This window comes from Sphingomonas sp. LaA6.9 (genome assembly GCF_022601895.1).
GTDB lineage: Bacteria > Pseudomonadota > Alphaproteobacteria > Sphingomonadales > Sphingomonadaceae > Sphingobium_A.
The window spans coordinates 244,380-256,332 of the sequence record NZ_JAKVIO010000001.1; the positions used below are offsets into that span (position 1 = coordinate 244,380).

Sequence of the window (11,953 nt, forward strand, 5' to 3'; positions counted from 1 at the left end):
TGCCATGGTCGCCACCCCCGAATTCGATTTTGCGCTCGGCGAGAATGCCGACATGATCCGCGACACGACGCGCCGCTTCGCCGAGGAGCGCATCATGCCGCTCGCCGCGAAGATCGACGCCGACGACTGGTTCCCGCAGGAGCTCTGGCCCGAAATGGGTGCACTCGGCCTGCACGGCATCACCGTCGAGGAGGAGTTCGGCGGGCTCGGTCTCGGCTATCTCGAACATGTGATCGCGGTGGAGGAAGTCAGCCGCGCCTCAGCCTCGATCGGGCTGAGCTATGGCGCGCACTCCAACCTCTGCGTGAACCAGATCCGCCGCTGGGCCTCGCCTGAGCAGAAGGCGAAGTACCTCCCAAAACTGATCTCGGGCGAGCATGTCGGTTCGCTCGCGATGTCCGAAGCGGGCGCGGGCTCCGACGTCGTCGGCATGAAGCTGCGCGCCGAGGCGAAGGGTGACGGCTATGTCCTCAACGGCACCAAATTCTGGATCACAAACGCGGCCTATGCCGACACGCTCGTCGTCTACGCCAAGACTGGCGAGGGCTCCAGGGGCATCACCGCCTTCCTGATCGAAAAGGACATGCCGGGCTTCTCGATCGGCCAGAAGATCGACAAGATGGGGATGCGCGGCAGCCCCACCGCCGAACTGGTCTTCGACGACTGCTATGTGCCCGCAGAGAACATCATGGGGCCATTGAACGGCGGCGTCGGCGTACTGATGTCGGGCCTCGACTATGAGCGTGCGGTCCTCTCGGGCGTCCAGCTCGGCATCATGCAGGCCTGCCTCGACGTCGTCATCCCCTATGTCCGCGAGCGCAAGCAGTTCGGCAAGGCCATCGGCAGCTTCCAGCTCATGCAGGCCAAGGTCGCCGACATGTACGTCGCGCTCAATTCGTCGCGCGCCTATGTCTATGCGGTCGCCAAGGCGTGCGACGCGGGCAAGACCTCGCGCTTCGACGCCGCAGGCGCGATCCTGCTCGCCTCGGAGAACGCGGTGAAGGCGGGTCTCGAGGCGATCCAGGCGCTGGGTGGTGCTGGCTATACCAGGGACTGGCCCGTCGAGCGCTTCCTGCGCGACGCCAAGCTGCTCGATATCGGCGCGGGCACCAACGAGGTTCGCCGCATGCTCATCGGCCGCGAGCTGATCGGGGCATGAGCGCGCCCGTTCTCGACACCAGGGTCTCGCCCGAAAGCGAAGCCTTCCGCGCCAATGCCGCGCATAACAAGGCGCTGGCCGACAAGCTCTATGAGGATGTCGCAAAGGCCGCGCTCGGCGGCAGCGAGGCGGCGCGCCACAAGCACACGGCGCGCGGCAAGCTGCTGCCGCGCGACCGCGTCGAGCGCCTGCTTGATCCCGGCTCGCCGCTGCTCGAGATCGGCCAGCTGGCCGCGTGCGACATGTATCATGGCGAGGTGCCTGGCGCTGGCATGATCGCCGCGATCGGCCGCGTCTCGGGGCGCCAGTGCATGATCGTCGCCAATGACGCGACGGTGAAGGGCGGCACCTATTATCCGATGACGGTCAAGAAGCATCTCCGCGCGCAGGAGATTGCCGAGGCCAACAATCTGCCATGCATCTACCTTGTCGACAGCGGTGGCGCGAATCTCCCGCACCAGGCTGAGGTCTTCCCCGATCGCGACCATTTCGGCCGCATCTTCTTCAATCAGGCCAATATGTCCGCAAAGGGCATCCCGCAGATCGCCTGCGTCATGGGCAGCTGCACCGCGGGCGGCGCGTACGTCCCCGCCATGTCCGACGAAAGCGTGATCGTGCGCAATCAGGGCACGATCTTCCTCGCGGGGCCGCCGCTGGTGAAGGCCGCGACGGGTGAGGTGATCTCGGCCGAGGATCTTGGCGGCGGCGATCTCCACGGCCGCAAGTCGGGCGTGGTCGATCATGTCGCCGAGAATGACGAGCATGCGCTCACGATCGTCCGCGATATCGTCTCGACCTTGAACCATCCGCACGATCCCGGCGTGAAGCGCGTCGATCCGCGCCCGCCCAAATATGATCCGCAAGAGCTTTACGGCGTCATCCCGCAGGACGTCCGCGCGCCCTATGACGTGCGCGAGGTGATCGCCCGCATCGTCGACGGCAGCGAGTTCCACGAGTTCAAGGCGCTCTACGGCACCACGCTCGTCTGCGGCTTTGCGCATATCTGGGGCATGCCCGTCGCGATCCTCGCCAATAACGGCGTTCTGTTCAGCGAAAGCGCGGTCAAGGGCGCACACTTCATCGAACTCGCCTGCCAGCGCCGCATTCCGCTGCTGTTCCTCCAGAACATCTCGGGCTTCATGGTCGGCGGTAAGTACGAGGCCGAAGGCATCGCCAAGCACGGTGCCAAGCTCGTGACCGCGGTCGCCACCGCGACCGTCCCCAAGATCACCGTGCTGATCGGCGGCAGCTTTGGTGCTGGCAATTACGGCATGTGCGGCCGCGCCTATAGCCCGCGCTTCCTCTTCTCATGGCCCAACAGCCGTATCTCGGTGATGGGCGGCGAGCAGGCCGCGAGCGTGCTCGCAACCGTCCACCGCGATGCCGAGAAATGGACGCCGGACGAAGCCGAGGCCTTCAAGGCGCCGATCCGCCAGCGTTACGAGGACGAAGGAAATCCCTGGCACGCCACCGCGCGCCTGTGGGACGACGGCATCATAGACCCCGCGCAGACGCGCGACGTGCTCGGCCTCGCCTTCGCCGCAACGCTCGAATCCCCGATCCCCGAACGCCCGGCGTTCGGCGTGTTCCGGATGTAAAGGAGTATTGATGAGCGTCCTTCTCGCCCTGCTGCTGGCCGCCCAGCCGGAAAAGCTTCCCCCGGCCAACCCGATCCCGTTCGATCAGAGCGATGAGGCCGCGGTCATGGTCCCGGTCAACGCGATGTTCGCGGGCCTCGCCGCGCATGATGGACAGGCCATCCTCGCCCAGGTGCGTGCCGAGGGAGCGGCCACCGTTGCGATCGAGAAGCCCGATGGCGGCCGAACGATCCGCCGGATGAGCTGGACCGACTTCGCGGGTGGGGTCAAGCCGGGCGCACAGAAGCTCGAGGAGCGCATGACCAATCCCGCGATCGACATCGACGGCGACATCGCAATGGTCTGGGGCCGTTACGTCTTCCTCATTGACGGAAAGGCGCACCATTGCGGCTTCAACCATTTCGACCTGCTGCGCGAAAACGGCCAGTGGAAAGTGCTCAACGTCACCTGGTCCCAGCGCACGACCGGCTGCGAGGAATAACGGATGGCGCACGCCTCATCATTCCTCCCCGAGCTTGCCTCGGGGAGGGGGACCGCCCGGCGCAGCCGGGTGGTGGAGGGGCAGACGCGCAAGCGCACGCTCGATGATCATCCGAACGGTCGAATCCAGATCGTCCAGAACATCACGGGCTGGCAGGCGCAGAACCTCCAGTCCATTGTCGTGCAGCCACGCGTCTCGCGCTTCGTCGCGCGCCGGTCGATCGCCACGATCATGCGCTTCGCCGTCAATCTCGAAGACAAGTCTCGCATCGCTACAGAAGAAGTCGAGAATATAGCGGCCAGTCGGATGCTGGCGGCGAAATTTCAGGCCATTGGTGCGGCCACGGAGTGCTCGCCAGATCAGTACCTCCGGGAAAGTCATCGCGCGGCGCAGCCGGCGCGCACTTTTAACGCTGTTCGCTCCGCCCTTTGGCGCGATGTCCCTGGGCATCGGATCACCCCTCCACCATGCTTCGCATGGTCCCCCTCCCCGAGACGAGCTCGGGGAGGAATTAGGAAGCCAGTATGATCAAATCTCTCCTCATCGCCAATCGCGGCGAAATCGCCTGCCGCATCATCCGCACCGCGCGCGAGATGGGGATCCGCACCGTCGCGGTCTACTCGGACGCTGACGCAAAGGCGCTGCACGTCCGCGAGGCCGACGAGGCCGTGCATATCGGCCCGTCGCCCGCGCGCGAATCCTACCTCATCGGTGAGAAGATCATCGCCGCCGCAAAGGCGACGGGGGCGGAAGCGATCCACCCCGGCTATGGCTTCCTGTCCGAAAACGCCGCATTCGCGCAAAGCGTGATCGACGCCGGTCTCATCTGGGTTGGCCCGAAACCGTCCAGCATCACCGCGATGGGCCTGAAGGATGCCGCCAAGAAGCTGATGCAGGATGCGGGCGTGCCGACCACACCGGGTTATCTCGGCGAGGATCAGGACCCCGGCAACCTGCAACAGCAAGCCGATGCGATCGGCTATCCCGTGCTCATCAAGGCGGTCGCGGGTGGCGGCGGCAAGGGCATGCGCCGCGTCGATGCGCCCGAGGACTTTGCCGACGCGCTGCTCTCGTGCAAGCGCGAGGCCGCCTCGTCCTTCGGCGACGATCGCGTGCTGATCGAGAAATACATCCTTTCGCCGCGCCATATCGAGGTGCAGGTCTTCGGCGATACACACGGCAACATCGTCCACCTTTTCGAACGCGACTGCTCGCTGCAGCGTCGCCACCAGAAGGTGATCGAGGAAGCCCCGGCACCGGGGATGGACGAAGCGACGCGCGAGGCGATCTGCGCCGCCGCGGTCCGCGCCGCGAAAGCCGTCGACTATGTCGGCGCGGGCACGATCGAGTTCATCGCAGACGCCTCGGAGGGCCTGCGCGCCGACCGCATCTGGTTCATGGAAATGAACACCCGGCTTCAGGTCGAGCATCCCGTGACCGAAGAGATCACCGGGCAGGATCTCGTCGAATGGCAGCTTCTGGTAGCGAGCGGCGAGCCGCTGCCGAAAACGCAGGACGAGCTTTCGATCGACGGCTGGGCGATGGAAGCGCGGCTCTATGCCGAAAATCCCGCGACGGGCTTCCTGCCTTCCACCGGCCGCCTTGACCATCTTTCGTTACCGGATAGCGGGCGGATCGAGACCGGGGTCGAGGAAGGCGACACTATCTCTTCATTTTATGACCCGATGATCGCCAAGATCGTCGTCTGGGGCGAGGATCGCGAAGCTGCCCGATCCGATCTGGCTGTGGCCTGCAGCGCAGTCGAATGCGAGCCGGTGAAGACCAATGCGTGGTTTCTTGAGCGTCTCGTCGATCGCCCGGAGTTCGGTGCTGGGGATGTGACGACTGGTTTTATCGCTGAGCAACTAGAGGCGCTTTGCGCCGCTCCTGAACCGAGTGACGCGTTGCTTCAATATGCGGCGGATGATCTTGCATTCAGCGATGCGTACATGCCCGACGTATCAAAAAACTCTCATCAGGAGTTCGTCCAGTCTAAATTCGGCTTTCGTCTCAACGCGCCTGCGCAGCGAACGGTGCGATTGACGGTCGACGGTCAGGTGCGTGAAACTTCGGTAAGCGATAACGCGCTCTGGTACGATTATACGCGAACCGTTGTTCGTGATGGTAGCTCGGCAACTTACTTCGAAAATGGTGCTGCCTTCGTGATCAGTGCCAATCGCGTCGACGGTGGCCACGGCGCAGGCGCCGCCGACGGCGCGATCCTCTCGCCCATGCCCGGCCGTATCATCGCGGTCGACGTCGCGCCCGGCGCCACCGTCGCCAAGGGCCAGAAGCTCGTCACGCTCGAGGCCATGAAGATGGAGCACAGCCTTGTCGCGCCGTTCGACGGCGTCGTGGCCGAACTCAATGCCGAGGCGGGCGGACAGGTGTCCGAAGGAACGCTGCTCGTCAGGATCGATCACATCGCCGAATAAGCACGGGCGCGCGTAGGCTGTCCTACACGCGCCGGGCCTGTCATGCTCGTTTGGCCGCGATTCCGACCGCGCGTGCGAGCGGGCCGAGCGGGAAGGCGTTTTGTGAGAACTTTGTGAATCTAAGTGAAGCTTAGGCCGAAAAACCGTGGGCTGAGGGACAGGAGAGGTTGTCATGACCATGCCGGTGTTCGATTTCTCGGGAAAGAATGTCTTCGTCTTCGGGGGCACGAGCGGGATCAATCTCGGCATCGCGCACGCCTTTGCGCGGTGCGGAGCGAAGCTCGCGGTCGCCAGCCGCAATCCGGACAAGGTCGAGGCCGCGCGCGCCGCGCTGTCGCACACGCATGAGGCATATGGCTATGCGCTCGACGTCCGCGATTTCGACGCGGTTCAGGCCGCGATCGACGATCACAAGGCGAAGCGCGGCCAGATCGACGTGCTTGTCTCGGGCGCCGCGGGCAATTTCCCCGCGGCCGCCGCGGCGCTCAGCCCCAATGGCTTCAAGTCCGTGATCGATATCGACTGTATCGGCACCTTCCATGTCATGCGCGCGGCGCATGGCGCGCTCGCCAGACCGGGAGCGTCGGTGATCAACATCTCGGCGCCACAGGCCTGGATTCCGATGGCGCTCCAGATGCATGTCTGCGCGGCTAAGGCGGGCGTCGACATGATCACGAAAACGCTCGCGATCGAATGGGGGCCCGAAGGCGTGCGCGTCAATTCGGTCTCGCCCGGCCCGATCGAGGGCACCGAGGGCATGGAACGGCTAGCGCCAACGCCCGAGGCGAAGAAACGCTCGGCGGAAAGCGTGCCCCTGAAGCGCATGGGCACCGTCGACGATGTCGCCGATGTCTGTCTTTTTCTCGCGTCGGATGCGGCGCGCTATGTATCGGGCGTCGTGATCCCGGCCGATGGCGGCTGGACCGCGGGCCGCGGTTTTGGAGGATTGGGTTGAGCCCCTGTTCCGCTCATCCTGAGTAGGGATCGAGCTTGTCGAGAGCCCGTATCGAAGGATCAGCTCAGTGCGTCCTTCGATACACCGTTTCGACAGGCTCAGCGGCTACTCAGGATGATCGGAACGGGAACGTGAATGGAAAATCGGGAGACTTGGAGTGGCAGGCAAATATTTCGATCAGTGGCAGGTTGGCGAGCGGATCGCGCATGAGATCCGTCGCACGGTGACCGAGACCGACAACCTCCTCTTTTCGACCATGACCCACAATCCGCAGCCGCTGCACATCGACCTTGAAGCCGCGAAGGCGAGCGAGTTCGGCCAGATCCTCGTCAACGGAACCTTCACCTTCGCGCTGATGATCGGGCTCTCCATCTCGGACACCACGCTGGGGACGCTCGTCGCCAATCTGGGCTATGACAAGCTGGTGATGCCCAAGCCCGTCTTCCTTGGCGACACGATGCGTGCGACCACCGAAGTGACCGAATTGCGCGAGTCCAGATCGCGTCCCGATGCGGGCGTCGTGACCTTCACGCATGAACTCATCAACCAGCGCGACGAGGTGGTTTGCCGTTGCCTCCGCATGGCGCTGCTCAAAAAGGCGCCTGCATGAAATTGCGCTCGCTCCTCTTCGTCCCCGGCGATCGGCCCGACCGCATGGAAAAGGCCGCGGCAACCAGCGGGGCGGATGCGCTCATCCTCGATCTCGAGGATGCGGTGGCGCTGACGCAAAAGGACGTGGCACGCGCCGAGGTCGCCAAGTTCCTCAAGCTGGACAGGCAACTCCCGCTCTTCGTTCGCGTGAACCCGCTCGACAGCGGCATGATCGACGACGACCTCGCCGCAGTGCTTCCGGGCAAGCCCGACGCGATCGTGCTGCCCAAGGCCGAAGGGCGCGCCTCGCTCAAGGAGCTCGATTCCAAGCTCGACTGGGCAGGGGCCAAGGGTGTGGCGATCCTCCCGATCGCGACCGAGACCCCCGCGGCGATGTTCCAGCTCGGCACCTATGGCCGTGTGACCAACCGGCTGCTCGGCCTGACCTGGGGCGCCGAGGATCTGCCCGCCGCGATCGGCGCGATCAGTTCGCGCGAGGAAGACGGCAGCTATACCCAGCCCTATCAGGTCGCGCGTTCGCTGACGCTGTTCGGCGCGCATGCGGCGGGCGTTCAGGCGATCGAGACCGTTTATCCCGCCTTCAGGGATCTCGATGGCCTCGCCGCCTATGCAGCGCGGGGACGGCGCGACGGCTTTACGGGCATGATGGCGATCCATCCGGCACAGGTGCCGGTCATCAACGCCGCCTTCACCCCGAGCGAGGCCGAGATCGCGCATGCGCGTGCGGTGATCGCGGCCTTTGCCGCCAACCCCGATGCGGGCGCACTCTCGCTCGACGGCAAGATGATCGACCGGCCGCATGTGAAGCAGGCCGAACGCATCCTGGCGCTTGCCGGTGAATGATGCGCTGCTGCCGCTCGCCGGGGCGGTGGCGGGCGCGATCTTCGGCAGCTTCATCGCCAATCTGGTGCTGCGCTGGCCGCGCGGCGAACAGGTACTGGGCGGCCGATCGCGCTGCGAGGCGTGCGGCAAGCCGCTTGGCATCGTCGAGCTTGTGCCAATCCTGAGTCATTTGCTCCAGCGCGGCCGCTGTCGTGCTTGCGGTGCCACGATCGACCGGCGCCATCTCGCGATAGAGATCGGCGCCGCGCTGATCGGCGCGAGCGCGTTGTTCGCGTCGCCCGACCTGAACGGTGTGGCGGGCGCGGTCTTCGGCTGGTTCCTCCTCGCGCTGGCGGCGCTTGATGCGGAGCATTTCTGGCTGCCCGACCGGTTGACGCTGCCGCTGGGCGCGCTGGGGCTGGCCGCGGGGGCAGCGGGGCTGGGCGTGCCCTTTGCCGATCGCGTGATCGGTGCCGCCGCGGGCTTCGGCGCGCTCGCGGCAATCGCACTCGGATATCGCGCGCTGCGTGCGCGTGAGGGGCTGGGATGGGGCGACCCCAAGTTGTTGGGCGCGATCGGTGCGTGGCTTGGCTGGCAGTTGCTGCCCATCGTGCTGTTGCTTGCCAGCCTGATCGGTTTGCTTGCGGTGCTCGCGCAACGCGCACGGGGCGAGGCCGTGTCGGCCACGACGCGTGTGCCACTAGGTGCATTGATGGCGGTCGCCGCATGGCCGCTCTGGCTGCTGCTGGCGGCGGGATTCTCACTTTGAGTCGACAAATCAACGGTCACGCGGAATAAGTCGCAATATGAAACGATAATCGGGGAGACGGCGATGGCTGACGTGCGCGATCAGGATCTGCGGACCATATTGGAGGCGCAGCGCGCCGCGTTCACCGCCGAATTGCCCGTCAGCCTGTCGATCCGCAAGGACAGGCTGAAGCGCGCCATCGCGATGATGGTCGACAATGGCGAGGCGTTCGCGACCGCCTTGTCCGAGGACTTCGGCCATCGCAGCCGCGAGCAATCGCTGATGACCGACATCGTCGCCTCGATCCGCACGCTCAAGCACGCGATCAGCCATCTCGATCGCTGGGCCCGTCCCGAAAGACGCAAGCTCGATTTCCCGCTGGGACTGCTCGGCGCGAAGGCCTGGGTCGAATATCAGCCCAAGGGCGTGGTCGGCGTGATCGCGCCATGGAATTTCCCGGTACAGCTGACCATGGGGCCGATCGCGGGCGCATTTGCGGCGGGCAATCGCGTGATGGTCAAATCGTCCGAATACACGCCCGGCGTGTCGGCGCTGTTCGAGGAAGTCGCCCCGCGCTATTTCGACCGCACCGAACTCGCCTGCTTCAGCGGTGGACCCGATGTCGGCAAGGCGTTTTCCGAACTGCCCTTCGATCACCTGATCTTCACCGGCGCGACGCCGATCGGCCGGCATATCCTTCATGCCGCGGCGGACAGCCTGACACCCGTAACGCTCGAACTTGGCGGCAAATCCCCCACGATCATAGGACGCAGCGCCGACGTGAAGCAGGCGTCCGAGCGGATCGCGCTGGGCAAGATGCTCAATGCCGGCCAGATCTGCCTCGCGCCCGACTATCTGCTCGTGCCCGAGGAGCAGGAGGGAGCGATGGTCGAAGGGATCGCCCGTGCAGCATCCTCGCTCTATCCCTCGCTCATCGCCAATCCCGATTACAGTTCGGTGGTGAATGACCGTCACGTCGACCGCCTCGAAGGCTATGTCGCGGACGCGCGCGCCAAGGGGGCCGAGGTCATCGAGATCAACCCCGCGAACGAGGATTTCTCGGCCTATAACGGCCGCAAGATGCCGCTGCGCATCCTCACTAACGTCAACGATGACATGAAGGTGATGCAGGAAGAGATCTTCGGTCCGATCCTGCCGATCATGCGCTACAAGGCGGTGGACGAGGCGATCGACTATGTGAACCGCCACGACCGCCCGCTCGGTCTCTATTATTTCGGGCAGGACGCCGGCGAGCAGCGAAGGGTGCTCGACCGGACCATTTCGGGCGGCGTGACGGTCAACGACGTCGTTTTCCATGTCTCGATGGAGGATCTGCCCTTTGGCGGGATCGGGCCATCGGGAATGGGCAGTTATCACGGGCAGGACGGATTCAAAACGTTCAGCCATGCCAAGGCGGTCTATCGCCAGCCGAAAATCGATGTTGCCAGGCTCGCGGGCTTCAAGCCGCCATATGGCGCATCGACGCGGAAGGCGATCGCGCGCGACCTCAAGGGATAGCGGCGATCGGACATTGCTGTGCATCATCGCGGCTCAGACCGCGTGACACCGGCGCAATGCCTCGGTAGCAAGGGATTATGGCAACGCGGCGCAACGATCAGGACGAGGTTTCGCGGGCGGTGCCCGTGATGGCCGACGATCGCCCTTCATTCGCTCCCGAACATCATACGCACCGCGAGCATCATCACCGCGTCGACTGGCATCGTGATCGGCTTCTCGCGGCGCTGACGTTGATTGCCGGGGTGGGGCTGCTGCTGGGTCTGCCCTTCGCGCTTCGTGCAGGCGCCGAGTTCTTCCTGCCGGTTACTGCGGCGATCGTGATCGCGATCGCAATGGTGCCCTGGCTCGAATGGCTCCAGCGGCGGCGCATGCCAGCGACCTTCGCGGCCTTTTTGTGCGTACTGCTCTTCCTGCTCTCGATGAATGTCGTGCTCGTTTCGATCGTCGTGCCCGCGGCCGAATGGTTCCGTGTCCTTCCCGAGCGGATCGGGCTGATCCAGGCCAATCTCGCACCCGTGATCGACTTCTATTCGAACCTCCAGCGCTTCATCGACCAGAGCATCGCGATGCTGGCGACGGGGCCGGTGGCAGCCGCGCGCGCCGAAGCGGTATCGGCGCCCAGCTCGCTGATCGATCTTGTCGCGACTTCGGCGCCTTACGCGCTGATCCAGATGTTCTTTGCGCTGCTGCTGATCTTCTTCTTCCTCGCCGGATGGACCCGGCTCAGGGAGCGGACCATTACCAGCCGCGGCAGCTTTGACGGCGCGATGGCGACTGCGCGCGTGATCCAGAACGTCGTCGACGCGACCTCGGCCTATGTGGGTACGATCACGCTCATCAACCTGTGCCTCGGGCTTGCCGTGGCGCTGACGCTCTATGCCATCGGCATGCCTTCGCCGCTGATGTGGGGCGGCATCGTCGCGATCCTCAACTATATTCCCTATCTGGGGCCGATCCTGGCGGCGCTGTTGCTCGCGATGGGCGGGCTGATGACCTTTTCCGACATCTGGTGGGCGCTGCTGCCCGCAGCGATCCAGATCTCATTCCACTTCGTCGAGGCGAATCTCGTCACCCCGCTGATTGTCGGCCGCAAGCTCACGATCAACCCGTTGCTGATTCTCATCTCGCTGAGCTTTTGGGGGTGGGTCTGGGGCACTCCGGGCGCGCTGCTCGCGGTGCCCTTGCTTATCATCATCCGGACCGTGCTCGGTGCCGCCGGAACCCCCGATATCGCGGGTTTTCTGTTCGAGGAGGGGACGCTCACCCACCCCGACGACGAGGATTTCGACGAAGATGGGAAATCATCGTCCGCCACCGCTTGACAGGCCTCCGGGGGTCGCCTAGTTGGCCCCCCTCACCGCAGTACGCGGGTGTAGCTCAGTTGGTTAGAGCGCCGGCCTGTCACGCCGGAGGTCGCGGGTTCGAGCCCCGTCACTCGCGCCACTCTCCCGTTCCCGAGCGGAACGAGGGTGGTTTCAGCGGAGAAATCCAGATCATCGGATCGATCATGGTCGCGCCAAAAATCGCGGCATAACGATCCATGCGCACGCGGGTGTAGCTCAGTTGGTTAGAGCGCCGGCCTGTCACGCCGGAGGTCGCGGGTTCGAGCCCCGTCACTCGCGCCA

Annotated in this window: 11 protein-coding genes and 2 tRNA genes; 12 read left to right on the forward strand and 1 reads right to left on the reverse strand. The window is 64.6% G+C overall.

The genetic code is table 11. From position 1 onward, the window contains the following. The first annotated feature begins 4 nt into the window (after positions 1-4). The 3 genes from MKI88_RS01085 to MKI88_RS01095 are packed head-to-tail and all read left to right on the forward strand — an operon-like array spanning position 5 to position 3,238. Positions 5-1,159 (forward strand): isovaleryl-CoA dehydrogenase, encoded by a 1,155-nt coding sequence (locus tag MKI88_RS01085; protein ID WP_241628594.1) that lies wholly within the window; start codon positions 5-7, stop codon positions 1,157-1,159. Then, positions 1,156-2,757: a carboxyl transferase domain-containing protein gene (locus MKI88_RS01090; RefSeq protein WP_241628596.1), complete on the forward strand. Its 1,602-nt coding sequence runs from the start codon at positions 1,156-1,158 to the stop codon at positions 2,755-2,757. Before MKI88_RS01085 ends, MKI88_RS01090 begins: the two co-directional genes overlap by 4 nt. Positions 2,758-2,767: 10 nt before the next feature. Beyond that, a complete protein-coding gene (locus MKI88_RS01095; protein WP_241628598.1) occupies positions 2,768-3,238 on the forward strand; it encodes a nuclear transport factor 2 family protein in 471 nt (156 codons plus the stop codon). A gap of 18 nt (positions 3,239-3,256) precedes the next feature. Here the strand turns inward: MKI88_RS01095 and MKI88_RS01100 are convergent, their stop codons facing one another. Then, positions 3,257-3,688, reverse strand: coding sequence for an endonuclease domain-containing protein (locus MKI88_RS01100; protein WP_241628600.1), 432 nt, complete (start codon positions 3,686-3,688; stop codon positions 3,257-3,259). A gap of 74 nt (positions 3,689-3,762) precedes the next feature. On the opposite strand from MKI88_RS01100, the gene MKI88_RS01105 reads away from it, so the two are divergent. The 9 genes from MKI88_RS01105 (at position 3,763) to MKI88_RS01145 (ending at position 11,953) form a co-directional block, all read left to right on the forward strand. Then, complete coding sequence (locus tag MKI88_RS01105; RefSeq protein ID WP_241628602.1) at positions 3,763-5,673, forward strand: acetyl/propionyl/methylcrotonyl-CoA carboxylase subunit alpha; 1,911 nt, start codon at positions 3,763-3,765, stop codon at positions 5,671-5,673. A gap of 172 nt (positions 5,674-5,845) precedes the next feature. Beyond that, positions 5,846-6,628: an SDR family oxidoreductase gene (locus MKI88_RS01110; RefSeq protein ID WP_348636225.1), complete on the forward strand. Its 783-nt coding sequence runs from the start codon at positions 5,846-5,848 to the stop codon at positions 6,626-6,628. A 157-nt stretch (positions 6,629-6,785) separates the two neighbouring features. Then, positions 6,786-7,238: a MaoC family dehydratase gene (locus tag MKI88_RS01115; RefSeq protein ID WP_241628604.1), complete on the forward strand. Its 453-nt coding sequence runs from the start codon at positions 6,786-6,788 to the stop codon at positions 7,236-7,238. Beyond that, a complete protein-coding gene (locus tag MKI88_RS01120; protein ID WP_241628606.1) occupies positions 7,235-8,083 on the forward strand; it encodes a CoA ester lyase in 849 nt (282 codons plus the stop codon). The genes MKI88_RS01115 and MKI88_RS01120 overlap by 4 nt, the downstream gene beginning before the upstream one ends. Beyond that, the gene (locus tag MKI88_RS01125; RefSeq protein WP_241628607.1) at positions 8,076-8,831 is read left to right on the forward strand and encodes an A24 family peptidase; all 756 of its coding nucleotides are present in this window, start codon (positions 8,076-8,078) and stop codon (positions 8,829-8,831) included. The genes MKI88_RS01120 and MKI88_RS01125 overlap by 8 nt, the downstream gene beginning before the upstream one ends. Before the next feature lie 45 nt (positions 8,832-8,876). Then, on the forward strand, positions 8,877-10,328 hold the full coding sequence (locus MKI88_RS01130; RefSeq protein ID WP_407073283.1) for a coniferyl aldehyde dehydrogenase: 1,452 nt from the start codon (positions 8,877-8,879) through the stop codon (positions 10,326-10,328). Between the two features lie 77 nt (positions 10,329-10,405). After that, positions 10,406-11,650: an AI-2E family transporter gene (locus MKI88_RS01135; RefSeq protein WP_241628612.1), complete on the forward strand. Its 1,245-nt coding sequence runs from the start codon at positions 10,406-10,408 to the stop codon at positions 11,648-11,650. Between the two features lie 44 nt (positions 11,651-11,694). Then, positions 11,695-11,771: transfer RNA gene (locus tag MKI88_RS01140), tRNA-Asp, on the forward strand. A 105-nt stretch (positions 11,772-11,876) separates the two neighbouring features. Further along, positions 11,877-11,953 (forward strand) — tRNA-Asp (locus MKI88_RS01145).